We start from the raw sequence: 16,258 nt of genomic DNA, 5'->3' as shown, positions 1-16,258 counted from the left end.
CGGCCGAGCGGCGCGCTCACCTTGCCGGGCGGGTACGCCGCAGCGATCATCTGTGCCGTCCGCACACCGCCGCGCTCGAGGATGATGCCGTCGCGGGCGATCGCCGCGACGTGCGCGGAGTCGGCGTCCACGACGGTCACCGGGTGCCCCGCGCGGGCGAGATGCCAGGCGAGGGTGCCGCCGATCGCACCCGCGCCGACGACGGTGTACTCACGAGAGCTCACAGGTGTGCTCCTTCATGGTCGAGACCGGGGGTCTGTACGTCGGTGAGCCCGGGCCAGTGGGCGGGAAGGGCGGTCGTCCCGGCGGAGGCACCGCCGTCGACCCGCAGGATCGTGCCGGTCACCCATTCGGCGGCCGGGGAGACGAGCCAGCGGACCGCCGCGGCGATGTCTTCCGGCCGCCCGCGCCGGCCCAGCGGGTTGACCGAGACCGCGGCGGCGTACTCCTCGGTCACCGGGTTCGCCGTGCTGTCGACCGTGACGAAGCCGGGGCTGACCGCGTTGACGCGGATGCCGGCTCCGCCGAGCTCCACGGCCGCGGCCCTGGTGAGCATCTCCAGCGCCGCCTTCGACGTGCTGTAGTGCGCCGCGCCGGGGCGGGCGCGCAGTGCGGCCCCGGAGCTGATGTTGACGACGCTGCCGGGCCGGCCCGCCGCGACGGCCAGCGCGGCGTACGCCCGGACGGCCAGCATCGGCGCCCGTACGTTGACCGCCTGGACGCGGTCCCACAGGGCCGCGTCGAGGTCGAGGAAGGGGCGGGCGGGGTAGATGCCGGCGGCGTTGACGAGCGCGTCGAGGGGACCGCCGGACTCCCACGCCCGGCGTACGACGCGCTCGGGCGCGTCGGGCTCGGCCAGGTCGGCGACGATCGGCGTGGCCGCGAGACCCTCCAGGGACGCGCGGAGCGGAGCCTCCCGCAGGTCCACCCCGGTCACCGTCCAGCCGTCCGCGGCGAACGACGCGACGACGGCGGCGCCGATGCCGCTCGCCGCCCCCGTCACCAGAACATGACGGCCCTCACTCATGAGCCCTCCTTCGTCGGGGAAGTGACCGGGCACGCGTGTTCTCTGGTCCGCTCGCTCACTGGATCTCCTTCGCCTTGGTCTCGGGCATCGTCAGGTAGACGACGACGCCGATGGCGGCCGCGATCGCCGGGTAGACCCAGACCTTCTCGCGGTGCCCGTGGGTGGCCATCCAGGTCGTGACGTACGGCGCCGTGCCGCCGAACACCGCGACGGCGAGGGCGTACGGCAGGCCGATGCCCGTCGTCCGCACCTCGGCGGGGAACTGCTCGGCCATCACGACCGCGCAGTTGGCGGAGTATCCGACCAGGAAGAACATCCCGACCAGCTCGACCAGCAGCAGCGACCAGAAGCCGTTCCCGACGAGCTGGAACAGCGGCCACGACAGCACGAGGAAGCCCCCGGCGAACGCGGTCATCGTCGGCTTGCGGCCGAACCGGTCCGACAGCATCCCGCCGAACGGCAGCATCACCAGGAAGACGATGATCGCGAGGGTGTTGGCGAGGAAGGCGCGGCTGAGCGGCACGCCCTCGGCGGCGTGCGCGTACCCGGGCATGTAGCTGACCCAGATGTAGTAGAGCAGCGTCCCGGCGATCGTGATCCCGATGACGCGCAGCGCGGCGCGCGGGTGGCGCGTCACCATGTCCCGTAGCGGCGTCGGCCGTGCGTCGTCGGCGCGGCCGTCGGCCAGTTCGGTGAAGGCGTCGGTCTCCTCGACGGCGGTCCGCAGCCACAGGCCGACGAGGCCGAGCAGCCCGCCGACGGCGAACGCCGCGCGCCAGCCCCACGCCGACAGCGCCCCGTCGCTCAGCGTGCTCGTGAGCAGGGTGCCCATCAGGGAGGCGATGAGCGTGCCGGCGCCGACCGAGACCTGCTGCCACGACCCGATGAACGCCCGGCGGCCCGGTGACGCCGACTCGATGAGGAACGCCGAGGAGGTGCCGAACTCCCCTCCGGCGGAGAAGCCCTGCACCAGCCGGGCGACGAGGAGCACCGCCGGGGCGACGACGCCGACCGCGCTGTACGGCGGGCACACCGCGACCACCAGCGCCGCGGCCGCCATCATCGAGATGGTCAGGGTCATGCCCGCCTTGCGGCCCCGCCGGTCGGCGAAGGCGCCCAGCACCGCCGCGCCGACCGGCCGCATCACGAACCCGACCGCGAACACCGCGAGGGTCGCCAGGAGGTCCGCGGTCTTGTCGCCCTTGGGGAAGAACTGGGTGGAGAAGATCGGCGCGAACGCCGAGTAGACCGCCCAGTCGACCCACTCGACGGTGTTGCCGACCGCCCCGGCGACGACCGCACGGCGCTGCTTGTCGGTCATCCGGGCGGCCCGCACGCCCGAACGGGCGTGCGTGACGCTCATGAACCCTCCTTCGCCGGAGGAGTGGCCGGGCGCGTGTTCGTCGATTCGCTCGCTCATGGGCGCTCCCCGGGCGGTGCGGTCTGCCGCGGAAGCGCCGTGCGGACATGCTCGGCGACCTGGGCGTGCGTGGCGAACCAGACGCCGTCGGCGGCGGCGATGTGCTCCAGCAGCCCGGTCAGCACGACCATGCGCGAGCGGTGCCCGATGATGTGCGGATGCATGGTGAGCTGGAACAGCCCGCCCTCCGCGCGCGCGGCGTCGAACTCGTCGCACCACAGCCGGAGCACCTCGCGCGGCGGCGTGTAGGGGCGCAGTGAACCGTAGCGCTCCATCATGAAGTACGGCGCGTCGTCGCGGATCCACTCGACGGGGAGCTCGATGATCCCGGTGGGTTCGCCGTCGGCGAGGATCTCGTAGCACTCGTCGTCGGCCATCAGGGACGAGTCGTAGCCGAGCCCCAGCTCACCGATGATGTCCAGGGTGGCGTCGGAGAAGTCCCACGAGGGGGTGCGCACGCCGACCGGGCGTACGCCGGTGATCTCCTCCAGGGTGTCCAGGGCGCGGGCCGCGAGCATCCGTTCGTCGGCCGGGGCGAGCAGCATGTTGCGCTCGTGGATCCAGCCGTGCGCGGCGATCTCGTGGCCGGCCGTGACGTAGCCGCGTGCCTCCTCCGGATGCAGCAGCGCCGACACGGCCGGCATGAAGAACGTCGCGGGCACGCCGTGCCTCTCCAGCGCGGCGAGGATGCGCGGCGCGGCGACCCGTGAGCCGTACTCGCCCTGCGCGAGTCTTCCGGGCCGGGTCTCGCCCTCGCGCAGGGGGATGGTCTCGTGGTCGGAGTCGAACGACAGCGCCACGGCGACCTTCGCCCCGCCGGGCCACGGCGGCGTCAGCCGGCGGCCGGCCCGGACACGCTCCACGTGCCTTCGCCAGGTCGTCTCATCCCACTGCCAGGGTTCGCTCGTCGCGTTCAACGGCCACTCCTTTCCTTACGGGGCTCGGGCGCGATGGGGACCCAGGCGCGCTTGAGCGTGTCGAGCTGCAGAGTCGTGTCGGCGCGGCGTACGCCCGGCAGCGCGCCGACCACGTCGGTCGTGAAGCGGTACAGGTCGGCGAAGTGCCGCAGGGACACCTGCCCGCACAGGTTGAACCGGCCGGCGGTGGCCGACAGGTACTTGACGCCGGGCCGGGAGGCGAGCCGGCGCCCGGCGGAGTCCAGCTGCGCCGGCTCGACGTCGAGCCACAGCATGAACTCGACCGCGAAGCCGAGGAGCGCCGGCTCGACCAGCGTGCGGAAGCGCAGGCATCCGCGTTCGACCATCGAGTCGATGCGGCGCGCCACCGTCGACTCGCTGACGCCCACGCGCCCGGCCAGCTCCTTCACCGGCATCCGGCCGTCCTCGCCGAGCTCGGCGGCGATGGCCAGCTCCAGATCGTCGAGCCGGTCCGGGGGACGCTCCCACACCTGGTCCTCGAACGGGCGCACCGGCTCGGGACGCAGCAGCGCGGCGGCGTCGGGTTTCAGCAGCCCGGGATCCCAGTCGTGCGCGGAGGTGAAGGTCCGCATCACGGTGAACGTCTCGACCTCGGTGAGCCGGTCCTGCGCCGGCATGTCCCGGGCGAGCAGCTGCGGCAGGTGACGGTGGGTGGGCACGACGAACTCGGCGACGGCGTCGGCGGCGCCGGTGACGACCGCCACGAAGCGCGCCTCCGGCCGCGTCGCCAGGGAGGCGGCGATGTCCTCGGCGGTCCCCGGACGGCCGGAGATTCGCGTCAGGACGGGCACACCGAGCCCGCAGCGCAGCACGTCGACGACGCCGATCACGCGAGCCGCACCGCGCTCGCGCAGCGCGGCGAAACGCCGCTGAACCGTGGACTCACTGACACCGACGGCGCGCGCGACGAGATGCCACGGGGCGCGGCCGTCGAGCTGAAGTGCCGCCGTCAACTGGCGATCGACCTCGCCGAGCTGCATGTCATCGACCATTGGGCCATAGTGGACGACCGAAACCAGCGATTCAACCCCTGTCGTGACGGAATCTCGCATCTTGATCTGGATTCTGCGGTTTTCCCGCAGTGCCCGCGAGCTCGAACCGTACGACGAGGGGATGCCTTGGCGGCCCGGGGGGCAACGATGCGGTTCCGCGGCCCGACCGCGGTCCGGAACGTCGAGGCCTCCCCGGGTGAGGGACGGCGGGGGTGCGCTAGAAGGGCATGCCGAAATGGCCGCCGGGGCTCCAGTAGTTGCTGGACGGGCCGTAGTGGCGAGGGCTCTTCGGCCTGCTGCCGGGCGGCTGCGGGAACAGTTCGACCGGCTCGCCGATGACCTCCCGCCAGGCGGTCTCGGCCTTGCCGCTGTCGTGCCATTCCTCCAGCGCGAGTCTGGTCCGGTACGACCAGGTGAGGCCGGTGTACGGGTGGTGCGCGCGCTCGCCGGTGAGCGCGGAATGGACCTGCTGCGGGGTGAGGCCGGTCCGTGCGTAGGTGTCGGCGCGGCGGTACGGCTCGGCGGCCGGCAGGTAGATCTCGAGGACGCGCAAAGAGCGGTGATCCCGGACGCCGTAGGCCCAGATCGGCCGGTGCGGGCCGCCCGCCATCACCTCCGCCCGCTGGTCGCGCTCGCGCTGGTCGCGTTCGCGTTGCTCTCGCTCGCGGCGCGCGAGGTGCTCGGCGATGTACTCGGTCAGGTCACCGGCCTGCTCGCGGTAGGCGCGGTAGGCGGCGAGCACGTCGCCGCGCAGGCGTTCGACGGTGGCCTCGTAGTCGGCGCGCAACCGCCGCTTCGACGTGAGGTGACGGAGCTGCCAGAGGATCCGGTGGCGGCGGCGCATGACGAACGGACGGTGGGCCCGACGTTCCTGTTCCCGGGCGGACCCCATGGCCTGGACGATCGTTCTCGTGGCCGCGAGCCAACGCCGTACGTCCGCCGCGGGCGCGGGTATCCGGTCGGGGGTGTGGTGGCCCAGGTCCTCGTCGATGACGCAGTACAGGTCGCGGATCGCCCTGACCTCGGCGCCGTCGACGTTCAACTCATAGACGCGGATCACCTCGTAGAGGTGTCTGTACGCGGCATGGACGGGCAACTCGCCGGTCATGGCCCCACGACCCTCCCTGGAACAGGGAAGCTCGATTTTACCCTCGCCGAGGCCTCGGCCGGCTGGACGGGCCCGCCGCGAACAGGGTCATCCGCGGCCCTCCTCCACCTTCTCGGCCAGGCGGTCCAGGCTGCGGTGCAGTGCGGCCTCCACGTCCGGGCCGGGCGGCGCGTGATCGGGGTCGAAGAAGGACAGGTGCACGATGACCTCGCTGGGGCCCGTGCCGATGCCGGTGACCTGGAGCCATCCGGCGTACTCATCGGTGTCGCGGGTGCCCCACTCGACCCGGAGCCGGTCCGGGTCGGCGCGCAGCAGGGCACGCTCCCGGTCGGTGTCCGCGCCGCGGGTCACGGTGACCTCCGGCGGGGCCGCCGACTCCACGTGGACGTCGCGGGGCAGCCAGTCGTCCATCGCCCCCACGTCGGACGCCACCGCGAAGACCGACTCCGGAGCTGCGGCGATCGTCCGGGACGCCTCGTATTCGGTCACGGTCTCCCCCTCCTGCCGGGGCGGCGCCACGCCACGCCGCACTGATCGCTCGGCTACCCGGCTCGCCCGCCCCCGACACCTCCGCGCACCCGGAGCCCGCGTTCGGCGGCGGCACGGTATTGACAACATTCTTAACAGAGGACGACCATGCGATGGAGCGCTCTCACAGCCCCGCCCGCCGCCCCTGTCACGTATCGGTGTCGCGGACTCCTCCGTCCACGGCCGGCACCGTCACGTCCGGCAGCGGCCCGCTGAGAAGAGGTACGTCGTGATCGCGGATTCCCCTGCCGCATCCGCGCGGAGCCCCCGGCCATCGCGCCTTCGCCGACTCGTCCTGGCCGCCGTCACGGCGGCGGCCACCGCGACCGCAACGGTCGCCGTCGCGCCGGACTCCGGCGCGTCGATCCCCCCGCCACCCTCCGGCTGGAGCACCGTCTTCAGCGACGACTTCACCGGTGCCGCCGGTACCGGGCTGAGCACCGCCAACTGGCTCTACGACACCGGCACCGGATATCCGGGCGGTGCCGGGAACTGGGGCACCGGTGAGGTCGAGACCATGACCAACAGCACGCAGAACGTCTACCAGGACGGCAACGGCGACCTGGTGATCAAGCCGCTCCGCGACGGCAGCGGCCACTGGACCTCCGGCCGGGTGGAGACCCAGCGCACCGACTTCGCCGCTCCCTCCGGCGGGAAGCTGCGCATGGAGGCCTCGATCCAGCAGCCGAACGTCTCCGGCGCGGCGGCGGCCGGCTACTGGCCGGCGTTCTGGGCGCTCGGCGCCGCCGCGCGGCCGGTCGGCGCGACGAACTGGCCGGGCATCGGCGAGATCGACGTGATGGAGGACATCAACGGGCGCAGCTCGGAGTTCGCCACCCTGCACTGCGGGACGAGCCCGGGCGGCCCGTGCAACGAGACCACCGGCATCGGCAGCGGCGAACGCGCCTGCGGCGGATGCCAGACGGGCTTCCACCAATACGCGGTGGAGTACGACCGCAGCGTCTCCCCCGAGCAGCTGCGCTACTACCTGGACGGCAACAACTTCTTCACGATCAACTCGAACCAGGTCGACGCGACGACCTGGAACAACGCCCTCCACCACGGCTTCTTCATGATCCTCAACGTGGCGATGGGCGGCGGCTTCCCGGCGGCGTTCGGCGGCGGCCCCACCGGCTCGACGCAGTCGGGCGTGCCGATGCTGGTCGACTACGTACGGGTGCTGACGAGCGGCGGAGGCGGCACGACGCCGCCGCCGGCGGGCGGCAAGGCCATCACCGGCTACGGCGGCCTGTGCCTGGACGACCGCTCCTCCAGTACGGCGAACTTCAACCCGATACAGATCTACACGTGCAACGGCACGGCCGCTCAGCAGTGGACCGTCGTCGAGGCCGGCAGCACGCTGCACGTCCTGGGCAAGTGCCTGGACGTCAACGGCGGCGGCACCGCGAACGGCACGAAGGTCGACCTGTACGACTGCAACAACACCGCGGCACAGGTCTTCATCCCCCAGTCCAACGGCTCGCTGTACAACCCGCAGTCGAACAAGTGTCTCGACGACACCGGCTGGTCCACGACGCCGGGGACCCAGGTGGAGATCTGGGACTGCACCGGCGGCGCCAACCAGGTGTGGCACCTGCCGTCCTGACCCTTCGTTCCGGGTCGTCCGTGTCTTCACGGTGTCGGGGCCGCTCACTCACGCGACGTGGGCGGCCTCCGGCCCGGCTCACCGTGGACCGGTCCGTCACTCCTCGGGAGCCAGGATCTTCCCGGTCTCCTTGTCGCGGATGGTGATGGCCTCGACCGGGCACGACTCGGCGGCGTCGATGGCCGCGTCGGCCGGATCGACCTCCGGGCGTACGGGGTGAGAGACACCGTCGACGACCGCGAAGTGGTCCGGGGCGGTGCCCGCGCAGATCCCCGAGCCGATACAGGTCGGCGCGTCCACCTCGATCTGCCAGGTCATGTCACCCTCCTTTCCCTTCCGTGTACGGGGCCGGTGCTCACGGCCGGTCCCAGGTGATCGGCAGGCGTGCCGGTCCCCGGGTGGCCGTGCCGGTCTTCCAGACGATGTCCTGTTCGGTGCCGGCGAACCGCAAACCCGGAAGCCGCTGTAGCAGCGCGCCGAGGGCGACCTGAAGCTCCATCCGGGCCAGCTGGGCGCCGAGGCAGTGGTGCGGGCCGTGCCCGAACCCGACGTGGGACGCCTCCTGCCGGTGCACGTCGAGGGTGTCGGGGTCGGCGTAGATCGACTCGTCGCGGTTCGCCGACTGCAGGGCGACCACGACGGGCTCTCCGGCCCGTACCGTCACGCCGCCCAGTTCGACGTCTTCGAGCGCGTAGCGCGCGCTTCCCGCGCCGCCGCCCAGCGGGACGTAGCGCATGAGCTCCTCCACCGCCTGCGGTAGCAGGCCGGGATCCGCGCGTACGGCCGCGAGCTGTTCGGGGTGGGTCAGCAGGGTGTAGACGAAGTTGGGGATCTGGGCGGCCGTCGTCTCGTGCCCGGCGACCAGGATGCCCTCGGCCATCGCCAGGAGCTCCTCCTCCGACAGCCGGTCCTGTTCGTCGCGGGCCGTGACGAGCGCGCCGATCAGGTCATCTCGTGGCGTCTCCCGGTGTTCGGCGATCAGACTCGCCATGTACGCGCGCATCCGGCCCACGTACTCGCTCACCTGCTCCGGCGTGAACCTGGTGGTGGACAGGAAAGCGTCGGACCACAGACGGAAGTCGACCCGGTCCTCGACCGGGACCCCGAGCAGCTCGCAGATGACGGTGATCGGCAGTGGCAGCGCGAAGTCCTCGACCAGCTCGGCGGGCGGGCCCTGCGCCATCATGCGGTCGATGAGCTGGTCGGCGATCTGCTGGGCGCGGGGCCGCAGCCCCTCGACGCGCCGGGCGGTGAACGCCTTGGCCACCAGCCTGCGCAACCGGCTGTGCTCGGGCGGGTCATGGCGCAGCAGGCTGCCCGGCGACCCCACGTGGAACCGCGTCCGGGGTTCGTCACGGCCGCTCGCGGCGGCCCGGCTGAACCTCGGGTCACCGAGGACGACCTTGGCGTCCTCGTAGCGGGTGACCAGCCAGGCGGGCTCGCCGTACGGCATGCGCACGCGGCAGAGCGGCTGGTTCATGCGCAGTTCGGCGAACGCCGGATCCATGCTGAGGCGGTCGGACGCGCCGAACATCTCCGACCAGGACCTTGCCGTCGTCGTCATCACCGACTCCTCCGTGTCGTCTTCACCTTCGGCGGGCGGGCTCCTCGCGGGACCGTCACCCCGGTCGTTCGCGCAGCGCGGGTGCGAGCAGGTGGCAGATGGCGTCGGTGAGCAGGTCGAACGGGTCGTCGGTCGCCAGCGACCAGCCGCCGGCGATCCAGATCGACAGGAACGACTCCATCTGAAGCACGGCCATCAGGGCCCGCTGCCGGGCCTCCGCGGGCGGCGTGCCCGGCCAACGACGCGGGTCGGCCAGCAACGTCACATAGCGCTCGTGCGCGGCGAGGGAACGATCGCGGGCGCCGCCGGGGTCGCCGACGGCCGTGGACCCGGCCGCCGCCAGCACCCTGATCACCGGCGCCATCTCGCGCCAGGCCGCCGCGGCGTCGTGCAGCCAGGCGCGGACTCCCTCGCCGGTCCACTCCTCGCGGGCGGCCAGCGCGGCACAGACGCCATCGGCGACCTCGTACACACGCGCGACGAGTGCCCGGAGGATCTCCACCTTTCCCGGGAAATAGGCGTACACCGTCGCCCGGGTGATCTTTGCCGCCCTGGCGATGTCCTCCATCGTCGCCTCGACGAAGGACTTCTCGGTGAGCACCGCCACCGCCCCGTCGAGGATCCGGTCCCGAGTCGTCCTCTTGCGCGCCTCCCGCGAGCCCGGCCGCGCACCGGACTGGGCCGGTGAACCGCTGTAAGACACGGTGTCATGCCTCATGGGATGACCATACAAGGCGGGTGACCGCTATACAAGATGTATAAACCCCGAGGTCAAGGGGTAGTGCGCTGCGACGGACGCCTCACCGGGCCGTGACGGTGAAGGAGTCGTGCAGGCCGCCGGTCGAACTGTCGCCCACGTACACGTCGATGCTTCCCGGCTCGACGACGAACCGGCCGCCGTTGTCGTAGAAGCCGACGTCGGCCCGGCCGAGCGTGAACGTCAGCGTCTTCGTCTGGCCGGGTGCCAGCGTCACGCGCTGGAAGCCCCGGAGCCGGCGGACCGGCTGCTCGATGCTCGCCACCGGGTCGTGGAGGTAGAGCTGCACGACCTCGTCGCCGGCACGGCCGCCGGTGTTCTTCACGTCGACCTTGGCGGTGATAGTGCCGTTCGGTGACATCGTCTTCGAGCCGAGCCGCAGGTGGGAGACGTCGAACGTCGTGTAGCTGAGGCCGTAGCCGAACGCGTAGAGCGGATCGCAGCTCGGCAGGTCGCGGTAGCGCGAGTCGTACTTGGCGCCCGGGTCGCAGGGGCGGCCGGTCGGGTCGTGGTCGTAGTAGATCGGGACCTGCCCGATCGTCCGGGGGAAGGACACCGGGAGCTTGCCACCCGGGTTCACCTTGCCGAACAGGACGTCGGCGACGGCGTTGCCGGCCTGCACGCCCGGGAACCACGCCTCGAGGATCGACGGCGCGCTCGCCGCGACCTTCGACAACGTCAGCGGCCGGCCGTTGAACAGCACGACGGCGAACGGCTTGCCCGTCGCCTTGATCGCCTCGATCAGCTCCTGCTGCCTGCCGGGCAGGTCGATGTCGCTGCGCGAGGCGGCCTCGCCGCTCTGGCCGCGCGTCTCTCCCAGGGCGAGCACGACCTGGTCGGCGGCCTTGGCCGCGGCGACCGCCTGGGGGAAGCCGGCGTCGGATCCGCACTCGTCCGCGGGCGTGTTGTCCGGCGGGTCCTTGTCGATCATCTGGCAGGCCTGGGTGAAGGTCGTATGCGGGTTCTGCGCCTTGATGCCCTGGTAGACCGAGACGGCGTCCTGGTCCCGGCCCTGGCCCCACCACGGACCGAGCATGTCGTGCTGGTCGTCGCCGAGCGGGCCGATCACCGCGGTCGACTTCGAGGGGTCGAGCGGCAGCGTGCTCCTGTCGTTCTTCAGCAGCACCATCGACCGGCCCGCCGCCTTGCGCGCGGCCGCCACGGCGTCGGGCCGGAGCTGCGCGGCGTCGGCCTTGGACGGGTCGACGTACGGGTGGTCGAACAGCCCGGCGCGGAACTTCACCCGCAGGATCCGCCGTACGGCGTCGTCCACGCGCTGCGTCGAGATCCGGTGCTCGGCGAGCAACCGCCTGCCGTAGTCGCGGAGGTTGGTGCTGACCATCTCCGAGTCGGTGCCGGAGTTCAGCGCGAGCGCGGCGGCGCCGGGGCCGTCGGCCGCGACGCCGTGTCCGCACGGGCCGGTGTCGGGCGTCCTGGGCGGGCAGGTGCGCATCTCCGAGACGGCGGTGTAGTCGCTCTCGACGAAGCCGTCGAAGCCCCATTCCTTCTTGAGGATGTCGGTCTCGGTGTGGCTGTCGCCGCATCCGGGCGAGCCGTTGATGGCGTTGAACGAGCACATCACCGTGTCGGCGCCGGCGTCGACCGCCGCCTTGAAGGGCGGCAGGTAGAGATTGCGCAACCGCTGCTCGGACAGGTCGGTCGTGTTGTAGTCGCGGCCGCCCTCCGGCTGCCCGTACGCGGCGAAGTGCTTGGGGCTGGTGATGACCTTGTCCGGCGCGCCGTAGTCATCGCCCTGCGCGGCCTTGACGCGGGCGGCGGCGAACACCGAGCCGAGGTAGGGGTCCTCGCCGCTGCCCTCGGCGATGCGCCCCCAGCGCGGCTCGTGCGACACGTCGACCATGGGGCTGTAGATCTGCTTGATGCCGACCGCCGCCGTCTCCCGCGCGGCGTAGGTGTCGTCATCGGCGGCCACGCTCGGGTCGAAACTGCTCGCCGCGCCGAGCGGCACCGGGAAGACCGTGCGGTACCCGTGGATCGTGTCGTAGGCGAACAGGATCGGGATGTGCAGCCGCGACTGCTCCATCGCGACGTGCTGCAGATGGTTGATCTGCTGCGGGTCGGTCAGGCTGAACACCCCGCCGACGCCCTTCTTCGCGTCGGCGTCCGTCACCTGGCCGTCGGAGAGCAGCTGGAGCTGCTGCAGCTTCTCGTCGAGCGTCATCTTGGCCAGCAGGGCGCTGACGCGCGCCTCGACGCCCTGGTCCGGGGCCGTACGCGTCGGTCGCATCGCCGCCTCGTCCCGGGACTGCGTCGACGCCGACACTCCGCCTCCGGCGAGAGCGGCCAGTGTGGCGAGCGCCGCTCCGAACGCCGCCGTCCTTCGTCTCATTCGTCTCTCCCGGCTGTCGGCCTCGGACGCACCTCGTTCCGCCGACCCGGGCCCGACGACCGGCGATACGCGCCTGGACCGTGCGAAATTGCCGAAATCAAACCCCTGGTCAAAGACCTTCGTCAAGGACCGATTCCGGCCATCCGTAACCCGGACCGTGCGGACGCACCCCGCCGTGGAGGCCGCGGGCGACCGGCACGTGGGTACGTCGGCGGCGCGTCAAGGACCGGCCGGGGATCGCCGTTCGCGAGGCGCCGCCGATGAGGCCCGACCGCGTCGGCGCGCCGGTGTCGTGGCCCGTGGGCCAGAACCATCTGAGGCGGGCCGCCGCCGACCGCCGCATCACTCACCCGCCCGAGGACGCCGACCGGCCGTGCGCGCTCGCGGAGGGCTGACCTCGACGGCCCATCGACAGACCGTGGCCTGGTGCCGCGGCCGGACCCTTGTGATCGTGGGCTTCCCGATGCTGTCGCACCACGTCGCCCCGGACCGGCTCGCCGCGCAGGCACGCCTACGTCGTGGACTCCGCCGGTGCCCTCGTACTCGGCGACGCGCAGGTGCTGGTAGCCGAGATCGGCGATAGGCCCGGGTCGGCCTCCACGGTCACCAGAACCTCTCCCTCGGCATCGCCGACTCGGTGCCGGCCGCGTGCGGCGCGTCGGGGAGGCCGGTTACGTCGGCGGTCAGGAGGACGTGATCATCGACGTCGTCCTTCCGCTCGTCGCCGAACGCGACCGTGCGGGCGCTGCGGTTTGAGCGGTGGTCGCCGTTCTCATCGGCTCGCCACCGGCCATGGGAGTCCGCCCACCCGGGATCGGTGCCAGCAGACCGCAGTCGGGGGGCGGGTCCGGCACTCGTGGGTTGATGTCCGATCGGGTGGAGAGCGCCATCAGGAGGGCGACCACTCCCAGCGCCGCGATTCCTGCCGTGGCGAGGCGCAGACGGCGGCGGCCGTGTTCGCGGTCCGCGCCAGGCCGGATCAGAAAGATGCCTACGAGAGGGACGACCATGCCGGCCGCCGCCATCGCGACATCGGCGGCGGCCAGCCGGTAGATGCCCACGGACGCGGGATACCGGCTGCGATCGCAAAGGTCCGGATCGACGGAATGTCCGACGTGCCGTGATCCGGCGAGGGCCCCGACGCTGAGGGCGAGTGCCACAACGGCGGGTATGGCCACACGGATCCGCCGCCATGCCGCGCGAAGGTCGGGGACCGCTTCACGGTCGCGACGCCGATACGAGACAACGGCGAGGACCGCGATGCCCGCGGCGGCCGACCCCACCCCGGCGACACCGAACGAACTGATCTCCCGGGACCGATCTGCGTCGATGAATCCGTTGGTGCCTTGGTGTACAGGACCTGCACCGGGCAGCGGTTCGAAATCTGGGAGTTGGACGCCGCAGATCACCTGAAAAACGCCCGTCTCGGGGGCCGTGAACGTACCGATCGTTTTGTAGATTCCCCATATCGGTCTCATATCATGCAGCCCGGTCACCGTCTCACGGAAATCCACGGACCTTCCGTCGGTCGAGAAGTCGCAACCGACCGGATCGCCGACCGACCCGAAGGAGTCCGCGCGTTCATTGACCCGGTACCGTCTGCCTTTCACCAGCGTGACCGAACCCATTCCGGAATTACTGGTCAGGTCATCACCGGCGTGAGACAGGTCCTGGTCGTACCAGGCGACGACCAGCACGGAAAAACAGACGGCCGCGGCCATCAGCAGGGCGCCCGGCAGGACGTACGCGCGCAGGCGACCGATGCGCCATATCGGCGGTACGGCGCCGTGTTCTCCCGGACCGGAAGGCATGCCCGCCAAAATACCGCCAGGCCCGCATACCGCTCGGTCTTTGACTGAAGGGCCGGTCATACCATCGCGCAGAAAGTGCCGCCCACACGCGGATGCGCGCATTATTCACGTCATGGATATGTATTATCCACGTCACCGGGAGCACGGCTGATCCCCACGATATTCTGCCGGCCGGTTAGCAGGGCATACGCACGGTGCGGTCGACCTCGAACCGCTTGATCCCGTCCGTCCAGTCCGGTGCCAGGTACCGGCAGCAGGGCGGCGCGCACGCCGCCGCCGGATCGTCCGGCGTGACCAGGACCGAGCCCTGCGGCGGCCGCTCCCGCCCGAGGGGGTCGGCGACGTCGATCTCCCCGAGGCTGTGACGCTCCATCGTTCGACGATCAGCTCGCCGAGACCGGACTGGCCGCGATCGGGGACACCGGCGGGGTCCCGCCGATCGGGACGCGCTCCCGCGTGGGTGAAAGCGCCGCGATGCGTCGAGGGTCCCCTGGCGGACCACCGCTGACCTCCCCGTACGGCGAGGTCGGCGTCCCCGGGTCCGCCGGTTGACATCGCACGCGACGGCGGCGGAGACTGCCTCGACGTTATTTTGAAGGAAAGTTCACTAGGCGAACACGACGCGGGTGGAGCATGGACAAAGTGGTGGCGAGCGCCGCGGAGGCGGTCGCCGACGTACGGGACGGGGCCTCACTGGCCGTCGGCGGTTTCGGGCTGAGCGGGGTGCCGAACGTCCTCATCGACGCGTTGCACGCGGCCGGCCCCCGCGAGCTGAGCGTGGTGTCGAACAACTGCGGTGTCGACGGCGGCGGCCTCGGCCTCCTGCTCGAGGCGGGCCTGATCACCCGGGTGACCGGCTCGTACATCGGCGAGAACAAGGCGTTCGCCCGCAAGTACCTGGGCGGTGAGGTCGAGGTCGAGCTGATCCCGCAGGGGACCCTGGCCGAGCGGCTGCGCGCCGGCGGCTGTGGGATACCGGGCTTCTACACGCCCGCCGGAGTCGGGACGGCCGTTGCCGAGGGCGGCATGCCGTGGCGCTACGCGGCGGACGGCACCGTCGCCGTCGCCTCCCCCGCCAAGGAGGTGCGCGCCTTCGACGGCGTCGACCACGTGCTGGAGCGCGGCATCACCACCGACTTCGCGCTGGTACGGGCGATGCGCGGCGACCGGTACGGCAATCTGGTGTTCGCCAAGGCGTCCCGGAACTTCAACCCGCTGGCCGCGATGGCCGGCCGCACCACGATCGCGGAGGTCGAGGAGCTGGTGGACGCCCTCGATCCGGAGGAGGTTCAGCTGCCGGGCGTGTTCGTCCAGCGGGTGGTGGCCCTGACGCCCGAGCAGGCCGCCGCCAAGGGAGTGGAGAAGAGGACGGTGCGCGCCTGATGGCCTGGACCCGTGACGAGATGGCGGCCCGCGCGGCCGCCGAACTGACCGACGGCGCCTATGTGAACCTCGGCATCGGCCTGCCCACCCTCGTGCCGGGGCACGTACCGCCCGGTGTGCGGGTCGTCCTGCACTCGGAGAACGGTGTGCTCGGCGTCGGCCCCTACCCGCGTGAGGACGAGGTCGACCCGGACCTGATCAACGCGGGCAAGGAGACGGTCACCGTCCTCCCGGGCGCGTCCTTCTTCGACTCGTCCCTGTCCTTCGGGATGATCCGCGGCGGCCACATCGACGCCGCGATCCTGGGCGCCATGCAGGTGTCGGCCCGCGGTGACCTGGCGAACTGGATGATCCCCGGCGCGATGGTCAAGGGCATGGGCGGCGCGATGGACCTGGTCCACGGCGCCCGCCGCGTGATCGTACTGACCACGCACAACGCCAAGGACGGCAGCCCGAAGATCGTCAAGGAGTGCGACCTGCCGCTGACCGGACGGGAGTGCGTCCACCGGATCATCACCGACATCGCCGTCCTGGACGTCACGCCGGCCGGCCTCGTCCTCGTCGAGACCGCCCCCGGAGTCGGCGCCGACGAGGTCGCGGACCGGACCAGCGCGCCGATCACCTCCCCGGTCGCGTAGCGCGCGGATCGGTGCCCGCGGGCCGGCCCAGAAAGCACAGGAGGCGGACCCGGGCGGACGCGCCCGGTGCCACCGGCGCCTCCGGGGCGTAGTGGCGGGGGTCGCGCCGCTCGCCGATGACGTGCCGGGCCGCGTC

The 16,258-nt window shown here is 71.5% G+C and carries 17 protein-coding genes; 4 read left to right on the top strand and 13 right to left on the bottom strand.

The window, feature by feature from the left end:
* From ACFFNX_RS21555 to ACFFNX_RS21525, 7 genes are all read right to left on the bottom strand, one after another.
* A partial coding sequence (locus tag ACFFNX_RS21555; protein ID WP_378205033.1) for a ketopantoate reductase family protein occupies positions 1 to 224 on the bottom strand: 224 nt, incomplete at its 3' end.
* On the bottom strand, positions 221 to 1,027 hold the full coding sequence (locus ACFFNX_RS21550; protein ID WP_378205030.1) for an SDR family NAD(P)-dependent oxidoreductase: 807 nt from the start codon (positions 1,025 to 1,027) through the stop codon (positions 221 to 223). The genes ACFFNX_RS21550 and ACFFNX_RS21555, both read right to left, overlap by 4 nt.
* Before the next feature lie 55 nt (positions 1,028 to 1,082).
* A complete protein-coding gene (locus ACFFNX_RS21545; protein WP_378205027.1) occupies positions 1,083 to 2,447 on the bottom strand; it encodes an MFS transporter in 1,365 nt (454 codons plus the stop codon).
* Positions 2,444 to 3,364: a polysaccharide deacetylase family protein gene (locus ACFFNX_RS21540; RefSeq protein ID WP_378205024.1), complete on the bottom strand. Its 921-nt coding sequence runs from the start codon at positions 3,362 to 3,364 to the stop codon at positions 2,444 to 2,446. Before ACFFNX_RS21540 ends, ACFFNX_RS21545 begins: the two co-directional genes overlap by 4 nt.
* Complete coding sequence (locus ACFFNX_RS21535; protein ID WP_378205020.1) at positions 3,361 to 4,377, bottom strand: Lrp/AsnC family transcriptional regulator; 1,017 nt, start codon at positions 4,375 to 4,377, stop codon at positions 3,361 to 3,363. Before ACFFNX_RS21535 ends, ACFFNX_RS21540 begins: the two co-directional genes overlap by 4 nt.
* 217 nt (positions 4,378 to 4,594) lie before the next feature.
* Positions 4,595 to 5,485, bottom strand: a complete 891-nt coding sequence (locus ACFFNX_RS21530; protein ID WP_378205017.1) for a hypothetical protein — start codon at positions 5,483 to 5,485, stop codon at positions 4,595 to 4,597.
* 87 nt (positions 5,486 to 5,572) lie between these two features.
* Positions 5,573 to 5,974 carry an SRPBCC family protein gene (locus ACFFNX_RS21525; RefSeq protein WP_378205014.1) on the bottom strand — a complete coding sequence of 134 codons (402 nt, stop codon included), beginning with the start codon at positions 5,972 to 5,974 and terminating at the stop codon, positions 5,573 to 5,575.
* A gap of 268 nt (positions 5,975 to 6,242) precedes the next feature.
* Between ACFFNX_RS21525 and ACFFNX_RS21520 the strand changes: the two genes are divergently transcribed.
* Positions 6,243 to 7,619, top strand: a complete 1,377-nt coding sequence (locus ACFFNX_RS21520; protein WP_378205011.1) for an RICIN domain-containing protein — start codon at positions 6,243 to 6,245, stop codon at positions 7,617 to 7,619.
* 96 nt (positions 7,620 to 7,715) lie between these two features.
* Here the strand turns inward: ACFFNX_RS21520 and ACFFNX_RS21515 are convergent, their stop codons facing one another.
* The 4 genes from ACFFNX_RS21515 to bglX form a co-directional block, all read right to left on the bottom strand.
* Positions 7,716 to 7,937, bottom strand: a complete 222-nt coding sequence (locus ACFFNX_RS21515) for a ferredoxin (protein ID WP_378205008.1) — start codon at positions 7,935 to 7,937, stop codon at positions 7,716 to 7,718.
* A 37-nt stretch (positions 7,938 to 7,974) separates the two neighbouring features.
* Positions 7,975 to 9,183, bottom strand: a complete 1,209-nt coding sequence (locus tag ACFFNX_RS21510) for a cytochrome P450 (RefSeq protein ID WP_378205005.1) — start codon at positions 9,181 to 9,183, stop codon at positions 7,975 to 7,977.
* Positions 9,184 to 9,238: 55 nt separating this feature from the next.
* A complete protein-coding gene (locus ACFFNX_RS21505) occupies positions 9,239 to 9,901 on the bottom strand; it encodes a TetR/AcrR family transcriptional regulator (protein WP_378205003.1) in 663 nt (220 codons plus the stop codon).
* Between the two features lie 82 nt (positions 9,902 to 9,983).
* Positions 9,984 to 12,290 carry a beta-glucosidase BglX gene (gene bglX, locus ACFFNX_RS21500; protein WP_378205000.1) on the bottom strand — a complete coding sequence of 769 codons (2,307 nt, stop codon included), beginning with the start codon at positions 12,288 to 12,290 and terminating at the stop codon, positions 9,984 to 9,986.
* Positions 12,291 to 12,550: 260 nt separating this feature from the next.
* Between bglX and ACFFNX_RS21495 the strand changes: the two genes are divergently transcribed.
* Entirely contained in the window at positions 12,551 to 12,685 is a 135-nt protein-coding gene (locus ACFFNX_RS21495) for a hypothetical protein (RefSeq protein ID WP_378204997.1), read from the top strand.
* 288 nt (positions 12,686 to 12,973) lie between these two features.
* On the opposite strand, the gene ACFFNX_RS21490 is transcribed toward ACFFNX_RS21495, so the two are convergent.
* Together ACFFNX_RS21490 and ACFFNX_RS21485 are read right to left on the bottom strand one after the other, a co-directional pair.
* Positions 12,974 to 14,101, bottom strand: a complete 1,128-nt coding sequence (locus ACFFNX_RS21490) for a hypothetical protein (RefSeq protein WP_378204994.1) — start codon at positions 14,099 to 14,101, stop codon at positions 12,974 to 12,976.
* A gap of 175 nt (positions 14,102 to 14,276) precedes the next feature.
* The gene (locus ACFFNX_RS21485; protein WP_378204991.1) at positions 14,277 to 14,474 is read right to left on the bottom strand and encodes a hypothetical protein; all 198 of its coding nucleotides are present in this window, start codon (positions 14,472 to 14,474) and stop codon (positions 14,277 to 14,279) included.
* A gap of 260 nt (positions 14,475 to 14,734) precedes the next feature.
* Here ACFFNX_RS21485 and ACFFNX_RS21480 point away from each other — a divergent pair, with 260 nt between their 5' ends.
* Both ACFFNX_RS21480 and ACFFNX_RS21475 read left to right on the top strand, forming a co-directional pair.
* Positions 14,735 to 15,484, top strand: coding sequence for a CoA transferase subunit A (locus tag ACFFNX_RS21480; RefSeq protein ID WP_378204988.1), 750 nt, complete (start codon positions 14,735 to 14,737; stop codon positions 15,482 to 15,484).
* Positions 15,484 to 16,122, top strand: coding sequence for a CoA transferase subunit B (locus ACFFNX_RS21475; protein WP_378204985.1), 639 nt, complete (start codon positions 15,484 to 15,486; stop codon positions 16,120 to 16,122). The genes ACFFNX_RS21480 and ACFFNX_RS21475 overlap by 1 nt, the downstream gene beginning before the upstream one ends.
* The last annotated feature ends 136 nt before the right edge of the window (positions 16,123 to 16,258 follow it).

The organism is Actinoallomurus acaciae (assembly GCF_042429965.1).
Lineage (GTDB): Bacteria > Actinomycetota > Actinomycetes > Streptosporangiales > Streptosporangiaceae > Actinoallomurus > Actinoallomurus acaciae.
Note: the sequence above shows the minus strand (reverse complement) of the source record. Positions and strands in the feature narration are given on the sequence as shown.